This window comes from Kitasatospora sp. A2-31 (genome assembly GCF_022288725.1).
GTDB lineage: Bacteria > Actinomycetota > Actinomycetes > Streptomycetales > Streptomycetaceae > Kitasatospora.
Genome location: NZ_JAKNTA010000018.1, coordinates 1 through 25652, shown reverse-complemented (window position 1 = coordinate 25652; position 25652 = coordinate 1). Strand labels below are relative to the sequence as shown.

Annotated in this window: 22 protein-coding genes and 1 pseudogene; 12 read left to right on the top strand and 11 right to left on the bottom strand. The window is 74.1% G+C overall.

Annotation, left to right across the window (positions count from 1 at the left end; all coding sequences use genetic code 11):
- Positions 1-161 precede the first annotated feature (161 nt).
- A pseudogene (locus tag MCM47_RS33840) lies at positions 162-959 on the top strand (HAD family hydrolase); the annotation flags it as partial.
- A 478-nt stretch (positions 960-1437) separates the two neighbouring features.
- Here MCM47_RS33840 and MCM47_RS33835 read toward each other — a convergent pair.
- Positions 1438-2331 (bottom strand): oxidoreductase, encoded by an 894-nt coding sequence (locus tag MCM47_RS33835; protein WP_238950451.1) that lies wholly within the window; start codon positions 2329-2331, stop codon positions 1438-1440.
- A 266-nt stretch (positions 2332-2597) separates the two neighbouring features.
- On the opposite strand from MCM47_RS33835, the gene MCM47_RS33830 reads away from it, so the two are divergent.
- The 7 genes from MCM47_RS33830 (at position 2598) to MCM47_RS33800 (ending at position 13180) form a co-directional block, all read left to right on the top strand.
- On the top strand, positions 2598-3590 hold the full coding sequence (locus tag MCM47_RS33830) for an ATP-binding protein (protein ID WP_238950447.1): 993 nt from the start codon (positions 2598-2600) through the stop codon (positions 3588-3590).
- A gap of 490 nt (positions 3591-4080) precedes the next feature.
- Complete coding sequence (locus tag MCM47_RS33825) at positions 4081-6465, top strand: SulP family inorganic anion transporter (RefSeq protein ID WP_238950445.1); 2385 nt, start codon at positions 4081-4083, stop codon at positions 6463-6465.
- A gap of 282 nt (positions 6466-6747) precedes the next feature.
- Positions 6748-8703 carry an acetate--CoA ligase gene (gene acs / locus MCM47_RS33820; protein WP_238950443.1) on the top strand — a complete coding sequence of 652 codons (1956 nt, stop codon included), beginning with the start codon at positions 6748-6750 and terminating at the stop codon, positions 8701-8703.
- A 577-nt stretch (positions 8704-9280) separates the two neighbouring features.
- A complete protein-coding gene (gene nhaA, locus MCM47_RS33815) occupies positions 9281-10810 on the top strand; it encodes a Na+/H+ antiporter NhaA (protein ID WP_238950440.1) in 1530 nt (509 codons plus the stop codon).
- Positions 10811-10999: 189 nt separating this feature from the next.
- On the top strand, positions 11000-11476 hold the full coding sequence (locus MCM47_RS33810) for a phage holin family protein (RefSeq protein WP_238950438.1): 477 nt from the start codon (positions 11000-11002) through the stop codon (positions 11474-11476).
- Positions 11477-11562: 86 nt separating this feature from the next.
- Positions 11563-12663 carry an alpha/beta fold hydrolase gene (locus tag MCM47_RS33805; RefSeq protein WP_238950436.1) on the top strand — a complete coding sequence of 367 codons (1101 nt, stop codon included), beginning with the start codon at positions 11563-11565 and terminating at the stop codon, positions 12661-12663.
- Positions 12664-12970: 307 nt separating this feature from the next.
- Entirely contained in the window at positions 12971-13180 is a 210-nt protein-coding gene (locus MCM47_RS33800; RefSeq protein ID WP_238950434.1) for a hypothetical protein, read from the top strand.
- Between the two features lie 251 nt (positions 13181-13431).
- Here MCM47_RS33800 and MCM47_RS33795 read toward each other — a convergent pair whose 3' ends face one another.
- The 4 genes from MCM47_RS33795 to MCM47_RS33780 form a co-directional block, all read right to left on the bottom strand.
- Positions 13432-14616, bottom strand: coding sequence for a MarP family serine protease (locus MCM47_RS33795; protein ID WP_238950432.1), 1185 nt, complete (start codon positions 14614-14616; stop codon positions 13432-13434).
- Positions 14617-14872: 256 nt separating this feature from the next.
- Complete coding sequence (locus tag MCM47_RS33790) at positions 14873-15643, bottom strand: CoA pyrophosphatase (protein ID WP_238950421.1); 771 nt, start codon at positions 15641-15643, stop codon at positions 14873-14875.
- Positions 15640-16638 carry an endonuclease III gene (gene nth, locus MCM47_RS33785; protein WP_238950419.1) on the bottom strand — a complete coding sequence of 333 codons (999 nt, stop codon included), beginning with the start codon at positions 16636-16638 and terminating at the stop codon, positions 15640-15642. The genes MCM47_RS33790 and nth overlap by 4 nt, the downstream gene beginning before the upstream one ends.
- A 99-nt stretch (positions 16639-16737) precedes the next feature.
- On the bottom strand, positions 16738-17679 hold the full coding sequence (locus tag MCM47_RS33780) for a beta-ketoacyl-ACP synthase III (RefSeq protein ID WP_238950417.1): 942 nt from the start codon (positions 17677-17679) through the stop codon (positions 16738-16740).
- 106 nt (positions 17680-17785) lie between these two features.
- On the opposite strand from MCM47_RS33780, the gene MCM47_RS33775 reads away from it, so the two are divergent.
- Positions 17786-18466 (top strand): TetR/AcrR family transcriptional regulator, encoded by a 681-nt coding sequence (locus MCM47_RS33775; protein WP_238950406.1) that lies wholly within the window; start codon positions 17786-17788, stop codon positions 18464-18466.
- Between the two features lie 95 nt (positions 18467-18561).
- Here the strand turns inward: MCM47_RS33775 and MCM47_RS33770 are convergent, their stop codons facing one another.
- On the bottom strand, positions 18562-19401 hold the full coding sequence (locus MCM47_RS33770) for an isocitrate lyase/phosphoenolpyruvate mutase family protein (protein ID WP_238950404.1): 840 nt from the start codon (positions 19399-19401) through the stop codon (positions 18562-18564).
- Between the two features lie 308 nt (positions 19402-19709).
- Here MCM47_RS33770 and MCM47_RS33765 point away from each other — a divergent pair, with 308 nt between their 5' ends.
- Positions 19710-20720: a DUF5937 family protein gene (locus MCM47_RS33765; RefSeq protein ID WP_238950402.1), complete on the top strand. Its 1011-nt coding sequence runs from the start codon at positions 19710-19712 to the stop codon at positions 20718-20720.
- 205 nt (positions 20721-20925) lie between these two features.
- On the top strand, positions 20926-21600 hold the full coding sequence (locus tag MCM47_RS33760) for a Crp/Fnr family transcriptional regulator (protein ID WP_030240972.1): 675 nt from the start codon (positions 20926-20928) through the stop codon (positions 21598-21600).
- Between the two features lie 157 nt (positions 21601-21757).
- On the opposite strand, the gene MCM47_RS33755 is transcribed toward MCM47_RS33760, so the two are convergent.
- From MCM47_RS33755 to MCM47_RS33735, 5 genes are all read right to left on the bottom strand, one after another.
- A complete protein-coding gene (locus tag MCM47_RS33755) occupies positions 21758-22579 on the bottom strand; it encodes an MBL fold metallo-hydrolase (protein ID WP_238950399.1) in 822 nt (273 codons plus the stop codon).
- Positions 22576-22752 (bottom strand): hypothetical protein, encoded by a 177-nt coding sequence (locus MCM47_RS33750; protein WP_238950388.1) that lies wholly within the window; start codon positions 22750-22752, stop codon positions 22576-22578. Before MCM47_RS33750 ends, MCM47_RS33755 begins: the two co-directional genes overlap by 4 nt.
- A 185-nt stretch (positions 22753-22937) precedes the next feature.
- Positions 22938-23804, bottom strand: a complete 867-nt coding sequence (locus MCM47_RS33745; protein ID WP_238950386.1) for an NUDIX hydrolase — start codon at positions 23802-23804, stop codon at positions 22938-22940.
- Between the two features lie 231 nt (positions 23805-24035).
- The gene (locus tag MCM47_RS33740; protein WP_238950377.1) at positions 24036-24506 is read right to left on the bottom strand and encodes a RidA family protein; all 471 of its coding nucleotides are present in this window, start codon (positions 24504-24506) and stop codon (positions 24036-24038) included.
- Positions 24503-24661, bottom strand: a complete 159-nt coding sequence (locus tag MCM47_RS33735) for a DUF4177 domain-containing protein (RefSeq protein WP_094743074.1) — start codon at positions 24659-24661, stop codon at positions 24503-24505. Before MCM47_RS33735 ends, MCM47_RS33740 begins: the two co-directional genes overlap by 4 nt.
- A 189-nt stretch (positions 24662-24850) precedes the next feature.
- On the opposite strand from MCM47_RS33735, the gene MCM47_RS33730 reads away from it, so the two are divergent.
- Positions 24851-25652: ArsA-related P-loop ATPase (locus tag MCM47_RS33730; RefSeq protein ID WP_238950375.1), on the top strand; the 802-nt coding region annotated here is incomplete at its 3' end.

Here is a 25652-nt window from a genome sequence, read left to right as displayed (position 1 = left end):
CGCCGGGAACCACCGACGGGGCCACCACCGACGGGGCCGCCACCGGGGGCGCCGGCCAGGACGCCGGTCATGGCGCCGAGACCCCCAGGGCCGCCGAGCCCGCCGAGCCGGCCGCAAGCGCCTCCGCCAGGCCCCCGCTCGCCCGCACCCGCCCCGTCGGCCCGCGGACCGCCGCCTTCTTCGACCTCGACAAGACCATCATCGCCAAGTCGAGCGCCCTCGCCTTCAGCCGGCCCTTCTACCAGGGCGGCCTGATCAACCGTCGGGCCGTACTGCGCAGCGCGTACGCCCAGTTCGTGTTCCTGGTCGGCGGCGCGGACCACGACCAGATGGAGAAGATGCGCGAGTACCTCTCCGCGCTCACCCGGGGCTGGAACGTCCAGCAGGTCCGGGAGATCGTCGCCGAGACCCTGCACAACCTGATCGACCCGATCATCTACGACGAGGCCGCCTCGCTGATCGAGCAGCACCACGCGGCCGGCCGCGACGTGGTGATCGTGAGCAGCTCCGGCTCGGAGGTGGTCGAGCCGATCGGCGCCCTGCTCGGTGCGGACCACGTGATCGCCACCCGCCTGAAGATCGAGGACGGCCGCTACACCGGTGAGATCGAGTACTACGCCTACGCCGAGAACAAGGCCGCGGCGATCCGGGAGTTGGCCGAGGTCGAGGGCTACGACCTGGCCGCGTGCTACGCGTACAGCGACTCCTCCACCGACCTGCCGCTGCTGGAGGCGGTGGGCCACCCGTCCGCGGTCAACCCGGACCGGGCGCTGCGCAAGGAGGCGGTGGCCCGCGAGTGGCCGGTGCTGGTCTTCGACCGGCCGGTGGAACTGCGGCGCCGGCTCCCGGAGTTCTCCGCGCCGAGCCGTTCGGTGCTGACCGCGGTGGCGGTCGGCACGGCGGTGCTCACCGCCGGCGTGATCTGGTACGCCGCGCGACGCCGCCGGCCGGCCGCCTGAGCGGAGCCCGTGGGCACCGGCCGGGGCCGAACCCCCCAGGCCCGTGGCCGAACCCGGCCCAGGGACCGGCGGGACGGAGGCCACTGAATGCCTGCACTTTGGGACAAAACGGGCAAAAGCCGAAGACTTCTCGTTTCGGGTTCCCCTTTCGCCCGAAACGCGATACAAATGAAGCACGGCCCGCGAGACCCGGTCAGGACCCGAAGAGGTCAAACCGACAACGCAGTTCAGGCCCCACGGACCGTGTGTACAGTAGCCGAGCACCCACATGCAGCCGACCCGCTGTCGGGCCGCCGGACCAGACGAACGGGCAGGATCCCCGTCTGATCGGCACTTCCGGTGCATGCATGGTCACCCGGTACCTGTGCCAGCGGCGGCACCCGGCAGGATCAGGTGCCGCCGCATCCGTACGTCCCGCAGGCCGGCGCGTCCGTGCACGCCCCCCGCGCACCCGACGGCACCGGCCGGACCGGAACCGTCAGACCATCCCCCGCTGCATCGCCTCGCAGACCGCCGTGCTCTCGCGCACGCCGAGCCGCAGCGCCCGCCCGCAGTGGCCGATCCAGGCCGCCATCCCCTCCGGGGTGCCCGCCAGGTAGCCCGCCAGCGCCCGCCGGTAGGACTCGGTGCCGAGCTCCGCGAGACCGACCTCGGCCGGGCAGATCGACTTCGGGTCGAGCCCTTCGGCGATCAGCACGATCCGCTGCGCGGCCCGTGCGATCACCCCGTTGTGGGCGCCGAACGGTCGCAGGGCCAGCAGTTCCCCGTGCACCACCGAGGCGACCACCAGCGCCGGGGTCCCGACCCCCTGTCCCTCGGCGCGGGCGACCAGCAGCCGGGACAGCTGGTCGAGCCGGGCGGCGACCTCCTCGGCCCCCGGCGCGGACGGAAGCGCGGGCGCCGGCCCGGCCGGTGCCGGAGCGGCGTCGACGCCCTCCACCGGCTCGAGCTCCAGCGGGAACAGCTCCTCGGCGGGCTCGCCGGCCTGTCGCGGCCGACCCGCCGCCGGGTCCGCGTCGCCGACCGCCAGCAGGTGCAGCCGGGCCAGCACCTGCAGCGGCGAGTGCCGCCAGACGCTCAGCAGCTGGCCGGCCTCGGCGGCGATCCGCAGCGCGGCGCCGACCGTGCGGGTCTCCTCGTCGGCGCCGAAGTCGCTGCGGCGGCGCACCTCCTCCAGCGGCCAGTCGGCCCCGGCCAGCGCCGCCGAGGCGCGGGCACCGCGCAGGGCGGACTCGGAGGTGACCTCGGCCGCGCGGCGGCGCATCACCCGGTGCCCGTAGAGGCGGTCGACGGCCTTGCGCACCTCGGCCACCGCGTCGGGCACCCCGGGGAGCTGGGCCAGCGGGGCGAGGGGATCTGTTCCAGTGCTCACCTACCCGAGAGTAATGACCGGACGCCCCTCCTGGAACAGCAACCCCGCATCACCCGTTCGAGGCAATCCTCACTTCCCTCCGGCGACTGACCCGAAACCGCCGATAGCATGGCTGCTATCGGAGACGATAACGATTTCCAACTCTGGAGATCGTCCCGCCTCGGCGCGGTCGGCACCGGCCCTGGACGAGCAGCCCGGAGCGGAGCGGGCGAGGCACCGAGCACGCGGCCCGAGGGCGGGCCCCAGAGCGAGAGCCGGAGTCCCAGATGAAGATCGCGTTCGTCGGCAAGGGCGGCAGCGGCAAGACCACGCTGTCCTCACTGTTCATCCGCCACCTGGCCGCCGCGGGCCGCCCGGTCATCGCCGTCGACGCCGACATCAACCAACACCTGGGCCCGGCACTCGGACTGACGGACGCCCAGGCCGCGGAGCTGCCGTCGCTCGGCGCCCACCTGCCCGAGATCAAGGAGTACCTGCGCGGCTCCAACCCGCTGATCCGGTCCGCCGATGAGATGATCAAGACCACCCCGCCCGGACGGGGTTCACGCCTGCTGCGGATCGTCGAGGAGAACCCGGTCTACGCGGCCTGCGCGCGCCCGATCGCGCTGGACGAGGGATCGGTGCGGCTGCTGGCGACCGGCGCGTTCACCGAGGAGGACCTCGGGGTCGCCTGCTACCACTCCAAGGTGGGCGCCGTCGAGCTGCTGCTCAACCACCTCGTGGACGGCCGGGACGAGTACGTGGTGACCGACATGACGGCGGGCTCGGACTCGTTCGCCTCCGGGCTGTTCACCCGCTTCGACCTCACCTTCCTGGTGGCCGAGCCGACCCGCAAGGGCGTCTCGGTCTACCGCCAGTACAAGGACTACGCGCGCGACTTCGGCGTGCAGCTCCGAGTGGTCGGCAACAAGGTGCAGGGCCCGGACGACCTGGACTTCCTCCGCTGCGAGGTGGGCGACGACCTGCTGACCTCCTTCGGACACTCGGACTGGGTCCGCCGGCTGGAGCAGGGCGCGGAGCCGCCGCTGCGGACGCTGGAACCCGGCAACCGGACCGTGCTGGAGCAGCTGCGCCAGGAGGCCGACGCCGCCCACGAGCTGCGGGACGCCCGCCGCTACACCGAGCAGGCCGTCCTCTTCCACCTCCGCAACGCCGAGAGCTGGGCCAACGCCAAGGTCGGGACCGACCTCGCCACCCAGGTGGACCACGAGTTCGTCCTCGGCGGCGAGCAGGCCGCGACCGCGGGGGCGCTCGGCTGAGCAGCGGCCGGCCGGGCACGCGCACGGCCGACCGGAGCAGCCGCCGAACGGGCTGCGGCCCCCGTTTCCACCGGGGTGCCGCAGCCCGTTCCCGTTTGCGATCGACCGGAGACGGCCCCCGACCGTCCCGCCCACCCCGCGCCGGGCTCCACCCGCCCGGGGCCGCCACCAGCAGATTCCCGCCTGTTCGACCACCACCCAATGGGGTGAATCGGGCGCTTTGTCACTGTCGCCCGGGATGACGCTGTGCAAAGCTTTCATTACCCTCGGTTTACCGAGTCTTGATGGTCCTCCCGAGGCAGCCGCCCACTGCCTCCCCGAGCCCCCCAGATGGTCCACGGTCCGGCCGGCGACACCCGTGATCCCCGCGCGACCACGCCATCCCGCCACACCGTCGCGACCCACGACAGCCGATCCGCCCCGGTGAGCCGACGACCGGACCCCCGCCGGACCTGACTGCGTTCGTTCCCCCCGGACAGACGGGAAGACAATGACCCTCGACATCTCCAGCGCCCCCATCGCCTCCGACACCAACGACCACGCCCCACCGGGCCCCCGCGCCCGCTGGGCCCAGGACCTCTCCGCCTCCCTCGTGGTCTTCCTGATCGCCGTGCCGTTCTCACTCGGCATCGCCCTGGCCACCGGCGCCCCGCTCACGGCCGGGCTCGCCGCCGCGGCCGTCGGCGGCCTCGTGGTCGGTTTCCTCGGCGGCAGCACACTCCAGGTGAGCGGCCCCTCCGCCGCGCTGACCGTGATCACCGCCGGACTGATCTCCCAGTACGGCTGGCAGGCCACCTGCGCCGTCACCCTCGCCGCCGGCCTCCTCCAACTCCTCCTCGGAGCGCGGCGGGTGGCCCGGACGGCGCTCGCCGTCTCGCCCGCCATCGTGCACGGCATGCTGGCCGGAATCGGCCTCACCATCGCCCTCGCCCAGCTCCACGTCGTCCTCGGCGGCTCGCCGCAGAGCTCGGCGCCCGCGAACCTCCTCGCGCTGCCGGGCCAGTTGGCCGGGTCGCACCCGCCCGCCGTGGCCGTGGGCACGGTCACCGCGGCCCTCCTGGTGATCTGGCCCCGACTCGGCCGACTCCCCGGCCGGGCCGGCGCGTTGGGTGCCCGCCTGGCCAAGGTGCCCGGCCCGCTGGTCGCCGTGGCCGTCGCGACGAGCCTCGCCATGGCCCTCGGCCTGCAACTCGCCCGGGTCGAACTGCCCGCCTGGCAGCCGCACGACATCGTTCCCCAGCTGCCCCACGGCCCGATCGCGGGCGTGCTGGCCGCGGTGCTGACCGTCACCGCCGTGGCGAGCGTCGAGTCGCTGCTCTCCGCCGTCGCGATCGACCGGATGTCGCACCGCACCGGCGACCTCGACCGTGAGCTGCGCGGCCAGGGCGTCGCCAACGTGGTCAGCGGCCTGCTCGGCGGCCTCCCGATCGCCGGCGGCGCGGTGCGCAGCACCGCGAACGTCCGGGCCGGCGCTCGGACCCGGTGGTCCTCGATCCTGCACGGCGTCTGGGTGCTGGCCGCCGCGCTCCTGCTCGCCGGCGGACTGCGCCGGATCCCGCTCGCCGCGCTGGCCGCCCTGGTGCTGGTCGTCGGCCTGCAGATGGTGAGCTTCGCGCACATCCGCAAGGTGCACCGGCACCGTGAGTTCCCGGTCTACCTGGCCACCGTGCTCGGCGTGGTGCTGTTCGGCGTACTGCTCGGCGTGGCGCTGGGCGCCGCAACGGCCGTCCTGCTCGCGCTCTACCGCCTGACCCGCGCCCACGTGGACGTCATGCCCGGCCCCGGCGGCTCGTTCACCGTGCAGACGCACGGCCCGCTCACCTTCGCCGCCGTACCCCGGCTGAGCCGTGCGCTGGCCGGCATCCCCGGCACCGCCCAGGTCGCGGTCGTCCACGACGGATCCTTCCTGGACCACGCCGCGTACGAGACCCTGCACAGCTGGCGGGTCGGCCACCTGGCGGCGGGCGGCCAGGTCTCGATGGTGACGCGGCGCCAGGACGCCGAGGTGCTCGACCCCGACGGCACGGTTCGCACGGGTAGCTCCCCCGGCCCACACCGGTGCCGGGCGTGGACGCCCTGGGTCGGCCACCACTGCATCGAGCAGCAGGAGGACCCGCACGGCCGGTTGCTGGACGGTGTCCGCGGCTTCCAGCTGCACACCGCCCCGCTGGTCCGTCCCGAACTGGCCCGGCTCGCCCGCGAGGGGCAGACCCCCTCCCAGCTCTTCCTGACCTGCGCGGACTCGCGGATGGTCACCAGCATGATCACGAACAGCGGCCCGGGCGACCTCTTCACGGTCCGCAACGTCGGCAACCTGGTGCCCGCCCCGTTCGAACCGGGCGCGGCCGACGACTCGGTGGCCGCCGCGGTGCAGTACGCCGTCGAGGCGCTGGAGGTCCGGTCGATCACGGTCTGCGGGCACTCCGGCTGCGGCGCGATGAAGGCCCTGCTGGACGGCGTGCACGAACGCCCCGGGCCGCCGACCCCGCTGGCCCGCTGGCTGCGCAACGGCCGCGGCGCCCTCGACCGGCTGCGCCGGGCCCCTGCCGAGTTCACCACCCGGCCGGTGGTCGATCTGGTCGAGCAGCTCTGCATCACCAACGTGGTCCAGCAGTTGGACCAGCTGATGGCGAACCCCGCAGTGGAGCGACGGGTCGCCGAGGGCACCCTGCGCCTGGTCGGGATGTACTTCGACTTCGCCACCGCCCAGGCCTACGTGCTCGACCGTGAGAGCGGGCGGTTCAGCCCCGTCGAGGCGCTGGAGGGTCAGCCGGCCGGGCCCGCGCCCTGCGACACGCCCGAACGGGTGAACGGAATCGAACAGGTCTCCGCCGTATCCGCCGCCACCGGGGGTGACCCCCGCCTGGCCGCCTGAGAGCCGGGTCCGCGCCCCGCCGGGCGGGCAGGGGCGCGGGCCCATCTCCTTTCCGCACGGGCGAGTTCCCCACGCCCTCCGCAAGCGCCACGGCCGGGCCGCTCGGCCGACCCTTCGCCTCCCCGTTCGACTCCCCCTTCGATATTCGAGCAAAGGTCTACACCAATTCTCCGGCGCCTCTTGTCAACCGACCTGTTCGCCTGGTGAGCTGTGTGCTGGGACACACGGGACAATCCCCACGCACGGGAACGACCCCGATCATGACTCGATGAGGAGTGCGCGTTGAGCAACGAGAGCCTGGCCAACCTGCTCAAGGAGGAGCGGCGTTTCGCCCCGCCGGCAGAGCTCGCCGCCGGCGCCAACGTCACCGCGGCCGCGTACGCGCAGGCCTCCGAGGACCGTCTGGGCTTCTGGGCCGAGCAGGCCCGCCGGCTGAGCTGGGCGGTCGAGCCCACCGAGACGCTGGACTGGTCGAACCCGCCGTTCGCGAAGTGGTTCGCCGACGGCCGGCTGAACGTCGCCTACAACTGCGTCGACCGCCACGTCGAGGCCGGCCTGGGCGACCGGGTCGCGATCCACTTCGAGGGCGAGCCCGGTGACGGCCGCTCGATCACCTACGCCCAGCTGCGGGACGAGGTCTCCCGCGCCGCGAACGCCCTGCTCGAACTCGGTGTCACCAAGGGCGACCGGGTCGCGGTGTACCTGCCGATGATCCCCGAGGCCGTGGTCGCGATGCTGGCCTGCGCCCGGATCGGCGCGACCCACTCGGTGGTCTTCGGCGGCTTCTCCGCGGACGCGGTGGCCTCCCGGATCCAGGACGCCCGCGCCAAGCTGGTCATCACCGCCGACGGCGGCTACCGCCGCGGCAAGCCCTCCGCCCTCAAGCCCGCCATCGACGAGGCGCTGACCAAGGTCGACGGCGTCGAGCACGTGCTGGTGGTGCGCCGCACCGGCCAGGACACCCCGTTCACCGCGGGCCGGGACGTGTGGTGGCACGAGATCACCGGCCGCCAGAGCGCCGCGCACACGCCCGAGCCGCACGAGGCCGAGCACCCGCTGTTCATCCTCTACACCTCCGGCACCACCGGGAAGCCCAAGGGCATCCTGCACACCTCGGGCGGCTACCTGACCCAGGCCGCCTACACCCACCACGCGGTGTTCGACCTCAAGCCCGCCACGGACGTGTACTGGTGCACCGCCGACATCGGCTGGGTGACCGGGCACTCGTACATCGTGTACGGGCCGCTGGCCAACGGCGCCACCCAGGTGATCTACGAGGGCACCCCGGACACCCCGCACCAGGGCCGGTTCTGGGAGATCGTCCAGAAGTACGGGGTGACGATCCTGTACACCGCGCCGACCGCGATCCGCACGTTCATGAAGTGGGGCGACGACATCCCGGCGAAGTTCGACCTGTCCTCGCTGCGGGTGCTGGGCAGTGTCGGCGAGCCGATCAACCCCGAGGCGTGGGTCTGGTACCGCGAGCACATCGGCGCCGGCCAGGCCCCGATCGTCGACACCTGGTGGCAGACCGAGACCGGCGCGATCATGATCAGCCCGCTGCCCGGCGTCACCGAGACCAAGCCCGGCTCGGCCCAGCGCGCGCTGCCCGGCATCGCCGCGACCGTCGTCGACGACGAGGCCCGCGAGGTCCCCAACGGCTCCGGCGGCTACCTCGTCCTCACCGAGCCCTGGCCCTCCATGCTCCGCACCATCTGGGGCGACGACCAGCGCTACATCGACACCTACTGGTCCCGCTTCGACGGCCGCTACTTCGCCGGGGACGGGGCGAAGAAGGACGAGGACGGCGACATCTGGCTGCTCGGCCGCGTCGACGACGTCATGCTGGTCTCCGGCCACAACATCTCCACCACCGAGGTCGAATCCGCCCTGGTCGGCCACCCGGCGGTGGCCGAGTCCGCCGTCGTCGGCGCCACCGACGCCACCACCGGCCAGGCCATCGTCGCCTTCGTCATCCTGCGCGGCACCGCCACCGAGACCCCCGAACTCGTCGAGGAACTCCGCGCCCACGTCGGCAGGACCCTCGGCCCCATCGCCAAGCCCAAGCAGATCAAGGTCGTCGGCGAACTCCCCAAGACCCGCTCCGGCAAGATCATGCGCCGCCTGCTGCGCGACATCGCCGAGGGCCGCGAGGTCGGCGACACCACCACCCTGGCCGACAGCACCGTGATGAGCCTGATCCAGTCCCAGCTCCCGCCCGCCGGCAGCGAGAGCTGACCTGCGAACTGCGCCGAGCGCAGAACTGCACGGAACGGGTGCCCCGGGGCGGTCAGGACGACCGCCCCGGGGCACCGCCGCGCCAGGCGCGGAACCGGACCGGCCGAGACGACCGGCACGGAACCGGACCGGCTTGAGCGGCCGGGCGGCCTCCGCGCCGGGCGGCCGGGATCGCAGCCGAGGCGGGGCCGGGTGATAAGAGGGGCGGTCTTGGGACGGTCGTGCCTCCCCAGCACAGCAGGGTGAGGCGAGGGAGGAGAGGGAAGAGGGAGGGACGAGCACGCCGTCCGAACGGACAGCGCCTGCGATCGACGATAGGGAGGCGTTCACCCGTCTGCATGCGGCCGGCTCCATTCGGGGGCCGTCGGGCCGCCCGTACGGGGGCGGAAGAGGCCACCAGGGCTTAGGTCCTGAAATATGACGATCAGGGTGTCATCTCGCCCTTCCGGCTAGACTGTCAAAGACGCATCAAGATCCAACGCCATGGGATCCAGCGTCACAGGGCGCGCCGGGAAGTCTGGTCGGCACTGCACCACAGGTGCATCCGTACGCCGTTCCCCGCCCCAGGAGGTCTCGCGTGGCCAGCCAGCCGCCCGTCCACGAGCCGACGAACCGACGCCACCAACTCCTCGGCAGGCTGCCGCTCCCCGAGCGCACGTTCATCCTCGACGCCCTGCGCACCGAGACGGTCGGCGGCATCCTGCTCCTCGCCGCCGCGCTGGTGGCCCTGATCTGGGCCAACGTGTGGCCCGCCGCGTACGACAGCGTCCTCGACTACACCATCGGGCCGTCCAGCCCGCTCCACCTCGACCTCACCCTGGCCGACTGGGCCAAGGACGGCCTGCTGGCGGTCTTCTTCTTCGTGGCGGGCATCGAACTCAAGCGCGAGTTCGTGGCGGGCGAGCTGCGCACCCCGAGCGCCGCGCTGCTCCCCGTGGTCGCCGCGGTCTGCGGCGTCGCACTGCCGGCGATCCTGTTCGCCGTCGACAACGCGGGGAGCGGCGGTCATCCGGAGGGCTGGGCGATCCCGACCGCGACGGACATCGCCTTCGCACTCGGCGTGCTGGCCGTGATCAGCACCCACCTGCCCGCCGCGCTGCGCGCCTTCCTGCTCACCCTCGCCGTCGTCGACGACCTGATCGCGATCCTGATCATCGCGATCTTCTACAGCTCGGGCATCAAGTTCTGGGCGCTGGGGCTCTCCTTCGCGGGCCTGGTGCTGTTCTGGTTCCTGCACCGGCGCGGGGTGCACGGCTGGTACCTCTACGTGCCGTTGGCCTTCGTCATCTGGGCGCTGATGCACGAGAGCGGCGTGCACGCCACGGTGGCGGGCGTCGCGATGGGCCTCATCCTGCGCTGCCACCGGGTCGGCGACGAGCGGGAGTCCCCCGGCGAGCACATCGAGCACCTGGTCCGTCCGGTGTCGGCCGGGTTCGCCGTCCCCGTCTTCGCGCTGTTCGCCGCCGGGGTGACCATCTCGGGGCCGGCGCTGGGCGAGGTCTTCACCCAGGCCACCCCGCTCGGGATCATCCTCGGCCTCGTGGTCGGCAAGTCGGTGGGCGTCTTCGGCGGCACCTGGCTGACCGCCCGCTTCACCCGCGCAGAGCTGAACCCGCAGCTCAAGTGGGCCGACATGTTCGCCGTCTCGGTGCTGGCGGGCATCGGTTTCACCGTCTCGCTGCTGATCAGCGAGCTGGCCTTCCCGGACGACCCGGCACTGGCCAACCGTTCCAAGGCGGCCGTCCTGGTCGGGTCGCTGCTCTGCGCCCTGCTCGCCACCGTGCTGCTCAAGCTCCGGAACCGGCACTACCGGGCGCTGTACGAGGAGGAGGAGCGCGACCTCGACGGCGACGGGATCCCCGACGTCTACCAGCAGGACGACCCGGGCTGGCGGGCGCGGACGGCGGAGCTGACGGACCACCCGGCGGAGGGCCCGTCAGGGAGCTCGACCGGCCGTCCGGCCGACGGCGCTGCGGACAACCCGGTCGAGACCCCGGCGGACAACCCGGTCGAGACCCCGATGGACAACCCGGCGAAGGACTCCCCGAACGGCACCACCGGGGGCTCGACGAAGGGACGCCCGGACCGCGGTTCCGGCACCGGCTGAGGCCTGCGGCGCCGTCGGCAGCAAGGGGACACACCACCCCGGGAGGGCCCCCGGAGTGGTGTGCGACTGACTGCTGGGGGCATGATTCTGAGCTGTCGACAGTCCACAGCCGCCACCGGGCCCCCTCCGGCCCCGGAGAACGCACCGCCCGGCGGCGTACGCCGCAGAGCCGCAGAAGGAGAACCGCTGATGCCCGCAGGAGCCGCAGACCCGTCCAGCAACGGCCGGGCGCCCTACGAGGGCGAGCGTTCGGTGGGGCAGCTGTTCGCGGCGGCCACCGCCGACCTGTCCGCTCTGGTCCACGACGAGATCGCGCTGGCCAAGGCCGAGCTGCGCGCCGACGTCAAGCGCGGCGTCTCCGGCGGCGCCTCGCTGACGGTCGCCGGCGTGGTGGCGCTGGCCGCCGTGCCGATGCTGAGCGCCGCGGCGGCGTTCGGGATCCACGCGCTGGGCCTCTCGCTCGGCTGGTCGTTCCTGATCGTGGCCGGTGCCTACCTGCTGCTCGCCGTGGTGCTCGGGCTCCTGGCGCTGCGTTCGTTCAAGCGGATCGAGAAGCCGCACCGCACGATCGAGGGCGCTCAGAAGACCGCCGACGTGCTGAAGAACGCCCGCCCGCGCCCCGCCACCAAGGAGGAGATCGACCGGGCCCTGGGCCGCATCCCGTAAGGATGACGGGCCCTGCGACGCGCGCGGACGCTCCGAGACCGAGTGCCGGGCGCGTGTCCGGCGCACGGATGTGACACGCTCTCGGTATGCCGCTCGACCAGAAGCACCTGCCTGCGCAGCCGTCCGCCGGCTCCGGTCCCGACCGCACGAGCGGTCGGGAGGCCGTCGACCGGGACGCCGTCGACCAGGACGCCGTCGACCAGGACGCCGTCGACGAGGCGCCCGAGGAGGCGCCCGACGGCACGACCGCGCTCGCCGACGGCGGCGACCCGCCGGCGCCCTCGCCCGTCTGGGACATCCGGCAGGCGGGCCCCTGGACGCACCGCGACCTGGCCGCGAACGGCGCCCGGTTCCACATCGCCGAGCTGGGCGAGGGGCCGCTGGTGCTGCTGGTCCACGGCTGGCCGGAGTACTGGTGGGCCTGGCGCCACCAGCTAACCGCGCTCGCCGAGGCCGGCTACCGGGCGGTCGCGCTCGACCTGCGGGGCATCGGCGGCAGCGACCGCACCCCGCGCGGGTACGACCCGGGCAACCTCGCGCTGGACATCACCGGGGTGATCCGCTCGCTCGGCGAGAACCGCGCCCACCTGGTCGGCCACGCCTCCGGCGGCACGCTGTCCTGGGTGGCGGCGGTGATGCGGCCCTCGGTGATCCAGAGCCTCACCGTGGTCTCCGCCGCACACCCGCGCGACTTGCGCCGGGCCCTGCTGACCGACCGCCGGCAGATGGCCGCCTTCGAGCACGTGCTGGGCTTCCAGCGGCCGTGGATACCGGAACGCCGGCTGGTCGCCGACGACGGCGAGCTGGTCGGCCGCTACCTGGACGCCTGGACCGGCCGCAACCAGCTCGACCGGGCGGCGGTCGCGGCGTACCGGCAGGCGATCCAGATCCCCAGCACCGCGCACTGCTCGATCGAGCCGTACCGCTGGCTGCTGCGCTCGATGGCCCGACCGGACGGCATCCAGTTCGCCCGCCGGATGAAGAAGCCGATCACCGCCCCGACCCTGCACGTCCAGGGCGCGGCGGACCCGGTGCTGCTCTCGCACACCGCGCTCGGCGGCGGCGAGTACGTGGCCGCGCCGTACCGCTGGCGGCTGATGCCGGAGATCGGGCACTTCCCGCACGAGGAGGCGCCGGAGGAGTTCACGGCCGAGCTGCTGGACTGGATCGGCCAGCACAAGGACTGAACCGCCGCGGCCGCCCACCTGGGAACCCGCCCCGGGAGCCGAGCCCACCACGGGAGCGGAGCCCACCGCGGGAGCGGAGCCCGCCCGGAAGGCGGCCCCGGAGGGCGGCCCCGGAAGGCGGCCCCGGGCGGCGCTCCGGGCGGCCTGGGCACCCGGACGGCGGACGGAGCGGGCGTCACGGGTGGGTTCGGTCCAGAGGCCAAGGACCCCAACTCCCTTGATACCCCGTTCATATGACAAACGCATAGGCCAAGTTGGCGTCGCCACGAGCGATTACCCCGACCGGCCCAGGGGCATCCATTGCGGTATGACCTGGATGCCCGATCGCGGCGGCGCTCCGCGCGGCCGACGCCACAACAGCTCGCAGAGGTCCGGACACCGCCCCGACTGGGCGGACGACCTCGGATACGACGGGCTGGACCGCCGTCAGCGCACGAGGCAACGGCAGCTCGGCATCCCGCGCATCCTGGGCCGGCGCGCCCGCTGGGTGGGCGCACGCCTGCGGCGCGACGGCTGAGGCCGGCGCCGCGCCCGACCACCGGACGGCCCTCGGCACCAGGCCGGGCCGCAGGGACGGCCCCGGCCCCGGCCCGACAGGTGTCCCCCGGCCCCGGCCCGACAGGCCGCCCGGGACCTGGCCCGGGCGGCCCGGACCTGGCCGCGATCGGCGCACGGGCCCGGACCGGCCGACGACCGCGGGCGGACTGACGGACCACCGCGGACCGACGGACGCCCCCGCCCCCGCCCCCGCCCCCGCCCCCGCAGGTGTCAGAGCGCGCAGCCCTGGGTGTCCACCCGGGCACTCGCCGCACTGCCCTGGACGGCGTCGTCACGCACCTCGGCGGCGGTCAGCACGTACCCGGTGTCCCCGCTGTCCAGCGACTTGGCGAACACCACGCCGTACACCTGGCCGTCCGGGGTGAGCAGCGGGCCTCCGCTGTTGCCCTGGCGGACCAGTGAGCGCACCGAGTAGACGTCCCGGACCACCTGGCCGCGGTGGTAGATGTCCGGGCCGTTGGCCTGGATCCGGCCGCGGATGCGGGCGGGCTGGACGTTGAAGGCGCCGTTCTCGGGGAAGCCCGCCACGATCGCACTGTCGTTGGTCCTGGCCTCGCCGGCGAAGGCGAGCGGCGGCGCGTTGAGCTTGGGCACGTCCAGGACGGCGATGTCGCGCTGCCAGTCGTAGCGCACCACGGTCGCGTCGTAGAGCTGGCCGACGCCCCCGATCTGCACGGTGGGCTCGTCGACGCCGCCGACCACGTGGGCGTTGGTCATCACCCGGTGCGGGGCGTAGACGAAGCCGCTGCCCTCCAGCGTCTTGCCGCACGCGGTGGCGGTGCCGACGACCTTGACCAGGCTCTGCTTCGCCCTGGCCACCGCCGGGCTGGCGGCCAGCGCCGGGTCGGGGGTGTCCACCTGGGTGATCGGCTCGTGCTCGAAGGGGTTGAAGACCTGCGGGAAGCCGTTGCGGGCGAGGACCTTGGAGAAGTCGGAGAACCAGTTGGGCGCGTCGCCGGGCAGCGCGTCCTGGACGCCGCCGAGCACCGCCGAGCTGCGGACCTGCTTGGAGACGGTCGGCAGGGACGTGCCGGCGAGCGCCGAGCCGATCAGCCAGGCGACCAGCAGCATCGAGATCACGTTGACCACGGCACCGCCGGCCGCGTCCAGGGCCTTGGCGGGACGGCGGTCGATGTGGCCGCGCAGTTTCCAGCCGAAGTGGGTGGTGACCGCCTGGCCGATCGCCGCCAGCACGATCACCACCACGACGGCGATCACCGACGCGGTGGTGCCGGGACTGAGGTGGGCGAGCAGCAGCGGCAGCAGTTGGACGGCGAGCAGGCCACCGCCGAGGAAGCCGAGGACCGACATCACGCCGACCACGAAGCCCTGCCGGTAGCCGGACACGGCGAATCCCACGGCGGCGGCGATCAGCAGCAGATCCAGGACGTTCACCCGAACACCCTCCCACGCCCGGCGGAGCGCCCGCGCAGACGGGCGGCCACGGCTCCCCGGCCACGGCGGCGCACGGCCGGGGAGCCGCCGCTCGCCGGACGGACGGCCACGGGCCCCGGAACAGCCCGACCCACGATCACGGCAACCCGGCGTCGCGCAGTCACGGTGACCCCGCTTCGCGCAGCCACGGCGACCCGGCGTCGCGCACTCACGGCGACCCCGCATCGCGCAGTCACGGCAGCCCCGCGTCGCGCAGTCACGGCGACCCGGCGTCGCCGCCCGACAGCGAGCCGGCGCGCCCGCGGTCGCCGCCCTGCGCCAGTTCGATCGCCTCCTCCGAGAGGTCGAGCGTCCGGGAGACGTCCCAGGGCAGCTCCAGACCGCTGTGGTGCAGCACCCGGTCGATCACCCCGGCGGTGAAGCCCCAGACCAGCCGCCCGCCGACCTCGAAGGCCGGGCCGAGGTGACCGGAGGGGTGGCGCAGCCGGGCCCGGTTGGCCGGGTCGGTGAGCTCGGCGATCGGCACCCGGAACACCGCACCGGTCTCGCCCGCGTCCACCGGGCGGACCGGCGACTCCTCGCGCCACCAGCCGAGCACCGGGGTCACGACGAAGCGGCTGACCGGGATGTAGAGGGCGGGCAGCGTGGCGAAGACCTGCACTCCGGCCGGGTCCAGCCCGGTCTCCTCCCAGGCCTCGCGCAGCGCCGCCGCGACCGGGCCGGGCCCGCCGGGGTCGCCGTCCTCCGGGTCCAGCGCGCCGCCCGGGAAGGACGGCTGGCCGGCGTGCGAGCGCAGCGACCGGGCTCGCTCGATCAGGAGCAGGTCCGGTCCGGCGGCGCCTTCGCCGAAGAGCATCAGGACGGCGGCGGCCCGGCCGCCCTCGGCGGGCGGGAGGAAGCGGCTCAGCTGCTCGGGCAGGACGCGCTCGGCGGCGTCCCGGACGGGCTCCAGCCAGGACGGCAGGCCGTCCCGCTCCACCTGACGGATCGGCGCCTCCGGCTGCCCCCCGTGGCCCCGCGCCGTCATTCGGCCACCGCCATGTCCGCGACCTCGCCGTGGTGCGCGGCGGCGTCGGCCCGCGCCGCCGCCTCGCCCGGGAAGTCGGCGGGCGGCCGCAGCCGCTGGCCGGGTTGGCCGCCCATCTCGTACTTCAGGAGCTTCTTCGCCTTCTCCGGATCGGTCTCGCCCTCCCCGTAGGACGGGCAGAGCGGCGCGACCGGGCAGGCCCCGCAGGCCGGTTTGCGGGAGTGGCAGATCCGCCGGCCGTGGAAGACCACGCGGTGGGAGAGCATCGTCCACTCGGACTTCGGGAAGATCTCGGCCACTGCGGCCTCGACCTTCTCCGGGTCCTCCTCGGTCGTCCAGCCGAACCGCCGCGCCAACCGCCCGAAGTGGGTGTCCACGGTGATCCCCGGCACGCCGAAGGCGTTGCCCAGCACCACGTTGGCGGTCTTGCGCCCGACACCGGGCAGCGTGACCAGGTCCTCCAGCCGGCCGGGCACCTCGCCGCCGAAGTTGTCCCGCAGCGCGATCGAGAGCCCGATCAGCGACTTCGCCTTGGCCCGGAAGAAGCCGGTCGGCCGGATGACCTCCTCCAGTTCCTCCGGCACCGCCGCCGCCATGTCCTCCGGTGTGGGGTACTTGGCGAACAGCGCCGGGGTGGTCTGGTTCACCCGGAGGTCGGTGGTCTGGGCCGACAGCACCGTCGCCACCAGCAGCTCGAAGGGGTTGTCGAAGTCCAGCTCCGGATGCGCGTACGGATAGAGCTCCGCGAGCTCCCGGTTGATGCTCCGGGCCCGGCGCACCATGCCCAGGTGCGTCTCGGGCTTCCTCGGCTTCACAGCCGCCCTGCTCCCCGCCGGCTTCTTCGCGGCCGCCCGCTCGGCGCCCGTGTTCTTCACGACCGCCTTGTTCGTGGCCGCGTTCTTCGCGGCCGCGTTCTTCGCGGCCGCGTTCTTCGCGGCCGGCTTCTTCGCGGCCGGCTCCGGCTCCGCGGACTTCCGGACCTTGCTCTCTGCCATGCCCGAAGGCTACGCCGAGCGCTCGGCGGCCGGGAGCACTTCATGACCGTTCACAAGACCCCCTTGTGCGCGGGCGCCGGATGTGCCGGAGGGGGCGGTTCAGGGGCAGGTGACGACCTGGCCGGCCCAGGAGAGGCCGCCGCCGAAGCCGAGCAGGAGGGCGGGGGCGCCGCCGGGGGCCTCGCCGCGCTCGACCAGCTTGGCGAGGGCCAGCGGGACGGAGGCGGCGGAGGTGTTGCCGGAGTCGACGACGTCGCGGGCGACGACGGCACGGTCGGCGCCGAGCCGTCGGGTGATGGCCTCGACGATCCGCAGGTTGGCCTGGTGGGTGACCACGGCACCGAGCTCGGCCGGGGTGATGCCGGCCCGGCGGCAGGCCTCCTCGGCGATCGGGACGAGGGCGGTGGTCGCCCAGCGGAACACGGTCTGCCCCTCCTGGCGGAACCGGGGCTGCCAGCCGTCGTCCAGCCGGACGGCGTGTCCCCGGGTCGGGTCGGAGCCCCAGACCACCGGACCGACGCTCCCGCCGGTCGGGTCGTGGCTGAGGACCGCCGCACCGGCGCCGTCGCCGAGCAGGACGCAGGTGGTGCGGTCGGTCCAGTCGGTGACGTCGCTCATCCGCTCCGCGCCGATCACCAGGGCGTGCCGGGCGGCACCGGCCCGGATCGCGTGGTCGGCGGTGGCCAGCGCGGTGCAGAAGCCCGCGCAGCCGTTGTTGACGTCGAAGCCGACCGCCGCGGGGACGCCCAGCCGGCCGGCGACCTGGGTGGCGATGCTCGGGCAGCGGTCCATCGCGGAGCAGGTGGCGACCACCACCATGTCGATCTCGTCGGGGGCCAGGCCGGACGAGGCGAGCGCCTTGCCGGCCGCGGCCGCGGCCAGGTCCGTGACCGACTCGGTCTCGGCGATCCGCCGGGTGACGATGCCCGTCCGCTGCCGGATCCACGCGTCGCTGGTGTCGACCATCCCGGCGAGGTCGTCGTTGGTGAGGACCTTCCCGGGCTGGTGGTGGCCGAGGGCGGTGATGCGGGAACCGGGCATGCCTGCTCCTTCACGGGTGGCGTCACGCATGACGGGGTGTCACGCCGGTGACTATAGCGTCCGAACGATCGGACGCTAAAGTGTGCGCGCTGGCTACACTGGCGCGGTGAGCCCCAGAAGATCCGTCGCCGACACCCGCCGGACCCGAACCGCGATCCTGCGCCGCGGCCTGGACCTCGCCTCGGTCGAGGGGCTGGAGGGCCTGACCATCGGGCGGCTCGCCACTGACCTGGCGATGAGCAAGTCCGGCGTGCTCGGCCACTTCGGCACCAAGGAGAGCCTGCAGCTCGCCGTCGTCGACGAGGCGGTGGCCCTCTTCGTCCGCGAGGTGGTGCGCCGGGCGGATGCGGCCGGTGCGGCTCCCGGGCTGCCCCGGCTGCTGGTCCGGTGCGAGGCCTGGATCTCCTACCTGGAACGCGAACTGCTGCCGGGCGGTTGCTTCTTCACCACCGTCACCGCCGAGTTCGACGACCGGGAGAGCGGCCCGGTCCGCTCCGCCGTCGCCGCCAAGAACGCCGTCTGGCAGCGGGAGCTGCGGCGGCAGGCCGAGCTGGCGATCGCCGCCGGGCAGCTGCCCGGCGATCCGGACGCCGAGCAGCTGGTGTTCGAACTCACCGGCCAGGTGCTCGCGCTCAACCACGCCCGGCAGCTGTACCGGGACGGAGCCGCGGCCGAGCGCGCCCGGCGGGCGATGCGGCGCGTCCTCGGCCTGCCGGCGGGGACGGGGCCCCTCGCCGAGCTGCCCCATCCGGCGCCGGGCGCGACGGCCGGGCACCCCGAGGCGTAGGACGCTCCCCGGGCGGCGCGCCGGGCCTCGCCGCCCGGGGCCTCGCCGCCCGCGGGCTCAGCGCCCTGCGGCCTCGGCGGGCCGCAGGCGAGGTGTCAGCGCCGGTGGAGCGCGTCCAGCTCGCCGAAGCCGAGCGAACCGTCCAGCTCCGTCAGCGTGCCCGCGCCCAGCAGTTCGGCGGCGGCCCGCCGGGCGGCGGTGTACGCGGCCTGTGCCAGCCCGGTGCCCACGCTGATCCGCCGCACCCCGGCGGCGGCGAGTTCGGCGACGCCCGGACCGCCGGCCACGGCCATCGCGTTCACCGGCAGCGGGGTGGCGGCGGTCAGCCGGGCCAGCACGTCGAGATCCAGCAGGCCGGGAACGAAGAGCCCGTCCGCGCCGGCCTCCGCGTACGCCTCGGCGCGGAGCAGGACGTCGTCCAAGCCGCCCAGGCCGAAGAGGAAGACGTCCGTCCGGGCGTTGACCACCAGCTCCGGCAGGCCCGCCTCGGCGGCCGCCTCCCGGGCCGCGCGCAGCCGTACGGCCTGCTCGGCCACCGGGAAGAGCGGTCCGCCGGGAGCCGCCGAGTCCTCCAGGTTGACGCCGGACGCACCTGCCGCGACCAGTGCCCGGACGGTGTCGGCGACATCGTCCGGCCCCGGTCCGTAGCCACCCTCGGCGTCGACGGTGACCGGCAGGTCGACGGCCGCGGTGATCCGGCGGGCCGCCGCCGCCATGTCCTCCCGGCCGAGCTGCTGGCCGTCGCCGCGGCCGAGCGACCAGGAGACGCCGCCGCTGGTGGTGGCGACGGCGGCCGCGCCGGCCGAGGCGATCACGGCGGCGCTGCCGGCGTCCCAGGCGTTCGGCAGGACGAGCACGCCCTCGGCCACCAGCTTGCGCAGCCGCAGGGCGTGCTCGCGGAGCTTCGTGGTGGGGAGGGTGGCGTCAGTGGACATGCGGGGTCACCGTCTTTCGGGTCTGCGGGTGGAGAGCGGGTCTGCAGGCGCTTCGGGACTTCGGGTGCTTCGGTCTGCGGGCGGGTGCGAGGCTGCCGACCGGCCCTGGTCGGAATCCTGTGCCCGATGCGGCCCGCTCTCCATTGATTAAGCTGAGGCCGAATCATGGGTGGCCCATGGAGCGCGACGCCCCAAGGCCCAAGGCCCGACGCCCCGGAGCCCGATACCCCGAGGCCCCGATACCCCGGAACCCGACGCCCCGGGTCCGAACCAGGGCCTGACCGGAGACAGAGGAGGAGAGCGCGTCGATGCGGACCGCGCTGGCGTTCTCGGCGAACGACCTGGCCCAGACCCGGTTCGCCGTCTCCCCCATGTGGGAGGTCGTGACCAGCCTCCGTGCCCTGGCCCACGCGCCCGCGCCCGCCCTGCACCGCCGCTGGGCCGAGCAGGTCCGGCCCCGGTTGGCCGCCGCCGGGCTGGACCGCGGTCGGCTCGCCGCGATGGTCCCGGCCACCGGCCACCTGCCCGACTTCCTGAACCCGACGCCGACCGGCCCCTCCCCCGCGCTCGCCGAGGAGCTGACCGCGATCGGCGCCACCGCCGCGGGACAGGTCCGGACCGACCTCGACCACGTCGCGGCCGAGCAGGGCGGACGGCTGCCGGCCCGGCTCGGCCCGCTGTACCGGGACCCGGCGGGCCAGCTGCCCCGGGTGGTCGCCGAGATCGAGGCGTACTGGGAGCTGGCGCTGGCCCCGTACTGGGCCCGGATCCGTGCGGTACTGGAGGCTGACGTCTTCCACCGGGCCCGGCAGGCCGTCGAGCACGGCACCGCGCGGGTCCTCGACGACCTGCACGAGACGGTCCACTGGGACGGCGACGCGCTGCGGCTGGAGCAGCGGCACTGCGCGGTCGAGCGGATCGACGCCGCGGAGGGGCTGCTGCTGGTCCCGTCCGCGTTCGCCTGGCCGCGCGTCCTGACCCGCTCGCTGCCGCCGGATCCGCCGCAGCTCGCCTACCCGGCCCGCGGCACCGCCGCACTGTGGGAGCGCCGCCCGGGCGCCGGCTCCGACGAGCACGCCGGTGCACTCGCCGCCGTGCTCGGCCGGTCCCGGGCCCGGCTGCTCGCCGAACTGGACTCGCCGGCCTCCACCACCGAGCTGGCCCGCCGGACGGGGCTCTCCGCCCCCGGGGTGTCCCAGCACCTCACCGCCCTGCGCGCGGCCGGACTGACCAGCGCCCACCGGGCCGGCCACGCCGTCCTCTACGCCCGGACCGCCGTCGCCGACGCGCTGCTCGACCCGGCACGCGCCGCCGGCTGAATCCGCGCGAAAGCGGGCGAATCCGGCGCCCGTCGCCCCTCCGCGCCGGCCGGACCGGCGGTACGAATGGCCCCGCGCAGCACACCTCGGCACACCCCCTCCTCATATGATCGGAGCGACATGCGCCATGCTTGGTGATGCAGAGCACTGTACGGAACTTGCGCCGGTCGGCTTGATCGCCGGGCGGCCGAGAAGGAGGAAGCACGTGGACGACGTTCTGCGGCGCGCCGCACTCTTCGCGGCACTCGACGACGAACAGGCCGGCGAGCTGCGCGCTTCCATGACCGAGGTCACCCTCGCCCGCGGTGAGTCGCTGTTCCACGAGGGCGACCCCGGCGACCGGCTCTACGTCGTCGCCGAGGGCAAGGTCAAGCTGCACCGCGCCTCGCCGGACGGCCGCGAGAACATGCTCGCCGTCCTGGGCCCCAGCGAGATGATCGGCGAGCTGTCGCTCTTCGACCCGGGCCCGCGCACCGCCACCGCCAGCGCGCTGACCGAGGTCAAGCTGCTGGGCCTCGGCCACGGTGACCTCCAGCCCTGGCTGCACGCCCGGCCCGAGGTGTCGATCGCGCTGCTGCGGGCCATCGCCCGCCGCCTCCGCCGGACCAACGACGTGATGTCCGACCTGGTCTTCTCCGACGTGCCCGGGCGCGTCGCCAAGGCCCTGCTGGACCTCTCCCGCCGCTTCGGCGTGCAGTCCGAGGAGGGCATCCACGTCGCCCACGACCTCACCCAGGAGGAGCTGGCCCAGCTGGTCGGCGCCTCCCGCGAGACGGTCAACAAGGCGCTCGCCGACTTCGCCGGCCGCGGCTGGCTGAAGCTGGAGGCGCGTGCCGTGGTCCTGATGGACGTCGAGCGGCTCTCGCGCCGTTCGCGCTGACCGCACCCGTCCGGCCATCGGCCGGCTGCCGACCCGGTCCACCGCGAGGGCCCGCACACCACCCGGTGTGCGGGCCCTCGCGCACGTCCGGGAACCCGTACGCGCGGGTGGGTGCGCCGCCCAGGACCGGACAGGGCCTCGGGCGCGCCCGGGCCGGTCAGATCAGCCCGTGGTCCTCCAGGTACTGGAGCTGGGCCAGGACCGACAGCTCGGCCGCCGGCCAGAGCGCCCGGTCCACGTCCGCGTAGACCCGGGCCACCACCTCGTACGCCGTCCGGCAGCCCGCCTCGACGGCCGTCTCGACCTGGGCCAGCCGGCCCGCCCGGTGCGCGAGGTAGTAGTCGACGGCGCCCAGCGCATCCGCGAGCACCGGCCCGTGACCGGGCAGCACGGTCCGGACGCCGTGCTCGGCGGCCATGGTGTGCAGGTGGCGCAGCGAGTCCAGGTAGTCGCCGAGCCGGCCGTCGGGGTGGGCGACCATCGTGGTGCCCCGCCCGAGGACCGTGTCGCCGGTGAGGATCGCGCCGTCGGCCGGCAGGTGAAAGGTCAGCGAGTCGGAGGTGTGGCCCGGAGTCGCGATCACCCGCAGGTCCAGGCCACCGACGTCCAGCCGCTGGCCGCCGGTCAGGCCCTCGGAACCGAGCCGGTGCGCCGGGTCCAGTGCGCGGACCTCGGTCCGGGTGAGCTCGGCGAACCGCGCGGCGCCCTCGGAGTGGTCGGCGTGGCCGTGCGTGAGCAGGGTCAGCGCGACGCGCTTGCCCTGCTGCTCGGCGGTCTCGATCACCCGGCGCAGGTGGCCCTCGTGCAGCGGCCCCGGGTCGATCACCACCGCGAGGTCCGAGCCGGGCTCGGAGAGCAGCCAGGTGTTGGTGCCGTCCAGCGTCATCGGTGACGGGTTCGGCGCCAGGACGCAGACCGCCCGTGGGGTGGCCTCGCCGCCGATGCCGGCGGCGGGGTCACCCGGCAGGAGACCGCTCACCGGCCGCCCTCGCTGGAACGCTGCAGCCTGCGCAGCGGGAGGGCCCGGACGATCGCGCGCTGCGCCACCTCGGTGAAGGGGACGGAGGCGGATTCGCAGGCGGGGACGTACGGGTACAGGCTGCGGGCGGGCATCTCGCGCGCCGTCCGGCGAGCCACGTCGTTGTGGGTCATCGGGCGTCGGTCCTTCCTCGGGTCGGCCGTGGTGTCGGCGTCGTCGGCATTTCTCGGGCGGTGGCGGTCGTGGCGGTCGTGGCGGCGGTTCGGTCGTGTCGGCGGTGGCGGTCGTAGCGGCGGTGGCGTCGGCGTTCGGTGCCGGTCGACACCTCGGGCCCGGCGGTCTCGCCGCGTCCGGGGGCTCAGACGTCGGCGGGGAAGAGTCCGTCGATGGTCAGTTCGTCGTACCCGGCCCAGCGAACCGTCAAGCGGTCGCCCCGGACCTCGGCCCGGCCGAGGATCGGATCGAGCGAACGGCCCGCGGCCGCCTGCAGCGCCTCGGCGGCGCTCTTCACCGGCATCAGCTCGCGCAGCACCGTGACGGTGGGCGGCAGCATGCCGAACCGGCCCTCCTCGCGGCCCCGGACCGCCTCGGCCGGGGTGAGCCAGGTGACCCGGTCGGCCTCGCCGACCTCCAGCGCGGCCCGCTGGCCCGGCGGCAGGGCGGCCACGAAGAACCAGGTGTCGTACCGGCGCTCCTCGAACTCCGGGGTGACCCAGCGGGCCCAGCCGCCCAGCAGGTCGCTGCGGAGCAGCAGGCCGTGCTTGCGCAGGAAGTCGGCGAAGGACAGTTCGTGGGCTTCCAGCGCGGCGCGCTCGGCGCTCCAGTCCCGCGGTTCGGCGGTGCTCTCCGCATCGGGGCCGGCCAGCAGGACGCCGGCCTCCTCGAAGGTCTCGCGGACGGCGGCGCAGACCACGGCCTGCGCCGTCCCGGCGTCCACCCCGAGCCGCTCGGCCCACTCCTGGGGGCCGGGGCCGACCCAGCCGAGTTCCGCCTCGGCGTCGCGCGGGTCCACCCCGCCGCCCGGGTAGGCGTACATGCCGGCGGCGAAGGCCATCGACGTGCGCCGGCGCAGCAGATAGGCCTCGGGCCCGTCCGCCGCGTCCCGCAACAGCACCACGGTGGCGGCGGGCTTGGGCACCGGCGGGGTCAGCTCGCCGGACTCGACCCCCCGGATCCGGGCAGGCCAGCCGGGCGGCATCGGGAGCGTCGTTGCTCGATGGTCCATGCCCCGGATGCTAAGCGCACGGAGGCGGGGTTGGAAGGGCCAACCCCGCCTCGTGATCGACAGTGCCCCCGGCCACCGGCCCGCGGTCACGGCCCGCGGTCAGGCGCACGGGCTCAGGCGCACGGGCTCAGGCGCACGGGCTCAGGCGCACGGGTGCCGGGACTCGGGTGCCGGGCTCGGGTGCCGAAGCCCGGACACCAGCGCTCGGGTACCGGTGATCGAGCGTCGTGCTCAGGCTTCGTGCTTGATCCGGACCTGCAGCTCGACCTCGACCGGGGCGTCCAGCGGCAGGACGGTGACGCCGACCGCGCTGCGGGCGTGCACACCGGCCTCGCCCAGCACCTGGCCGAGCAGCTCGCTGGCGCCGTTGATCACGGCGGGCTGGCCGGTGAAGTCCGGGGCGGAGGCGACGAAGCCGACCACCTTCACGACCCGCTCGATCAGGTCCAGGTCGCCGATCACCGACTTCACGGCGGCCAGCGCGTTGAGCGCGCAGGTCCGTGCGAGCTCCTTGGCCTCCTCCGGGGTGACCTCGGCGCCGACCTTGCCGGTGCTCGGCAGCTTGCCGCCCACCATCGGCAGCTGGCCGGAGGTGAAGACGAACTCACCCGTCCGCAGGGCCGGGACGTAGGCGGCGACCGGAGCGGCCACCGGCGGCAGCGTCAGGCCCAGCTCGGCGAGCTTCTCCTCGACCTTGCTCATGCGTTCTTCTCCCGCTTGAAGTAGGCCACCAGCTGCTCCGGGTTCGGGCCCGGCACGACCTGGACGAGCTCCCAGCCGTCCTCGCCGAAGTTGTCCAGGATCTGCTTCGTCGCGTGCACGAGCAGGGGCGCCGTCATGTATTCCCACTTGGTCATGGCCAGACTCTAGACGAGCGGCCCCCGCGGGCGGCGCGGCCCGCGGCCCGGCGTGTGAGGTGGCCCACAAACCGGGCATGATTCAGCCCTGGTCCCCCCGATGCTCCCGGCATCCGGCGCGGTCCCTGGTTACCCTCGCGGGAGGGCACCTGAGCGGTGCCGGCCCTCGGAGACGGACGGAGACGGAGCGTGGCACGCACCCCCGGCCAGGAGGCGGCCCGGCGCGACCCCGACTGGGAGGGCGTACGGCTGCACGTGGTCAGTGGCAAGGGCGGCACCGGGAAGACCACCCTGGCCGCGGCACTGGCCCTGGCGCTGGCCGCCGAGGGCCGGCGGACCCTGCTGATCGAGGTGGAGGGCCGCCAGGGCATCGCCGAGCTGTTCGGGATCTCCGCGCTGCCGTACGAGGAGCGCAGGATCGCCTCCGTCTCGCGCGCCCAGCTGGGGCTGCCCGGTGCCGGCTCCGGGAGCGGGGCGGCCGGCGGCGAGGTCTTCGCCCTGGCCATCGACACCGAGCAGGCGCTGCTCGAGTACCTGGAGATGTTCTACAAGCTGGGCCGGGCCGGCAAGGCGCTGCAGAAGGTCGGCTTCGTCGACTTCGCGACCACCATCGCGCCCGGCGTCCGGGACGTCCTGCTCACCGGCAAGGCCTGCGAGGCGGCCCGGCGCAAGGGCCCGGACGGGCGGCTGGCGTACGACGCCGTCGTGATGGACGCGCCGCCGACCGGCCGGCTCACCCGGTTCCTGAACGTGAACTCCGAGGTGGCCGGGTTGGCCCGGATAGGCCCGATCCACACGCAGGCGCAGGCCGTGATGCGGGTGCTGAAGTCCCCGGAGACCGCGGTGCACCTGGTCACCCTGCTGGAGGAGATGCCGGTGCAGGAGACGGTCGACGGCTTCGCCGAGCTGCGCGAGGCCGCGCTCCCCGTGGGCGGGGTCATGGTGAACATGGTCCGGCCCCCGGTCCTGGACGCCGCGGCGGTGGCGGCGG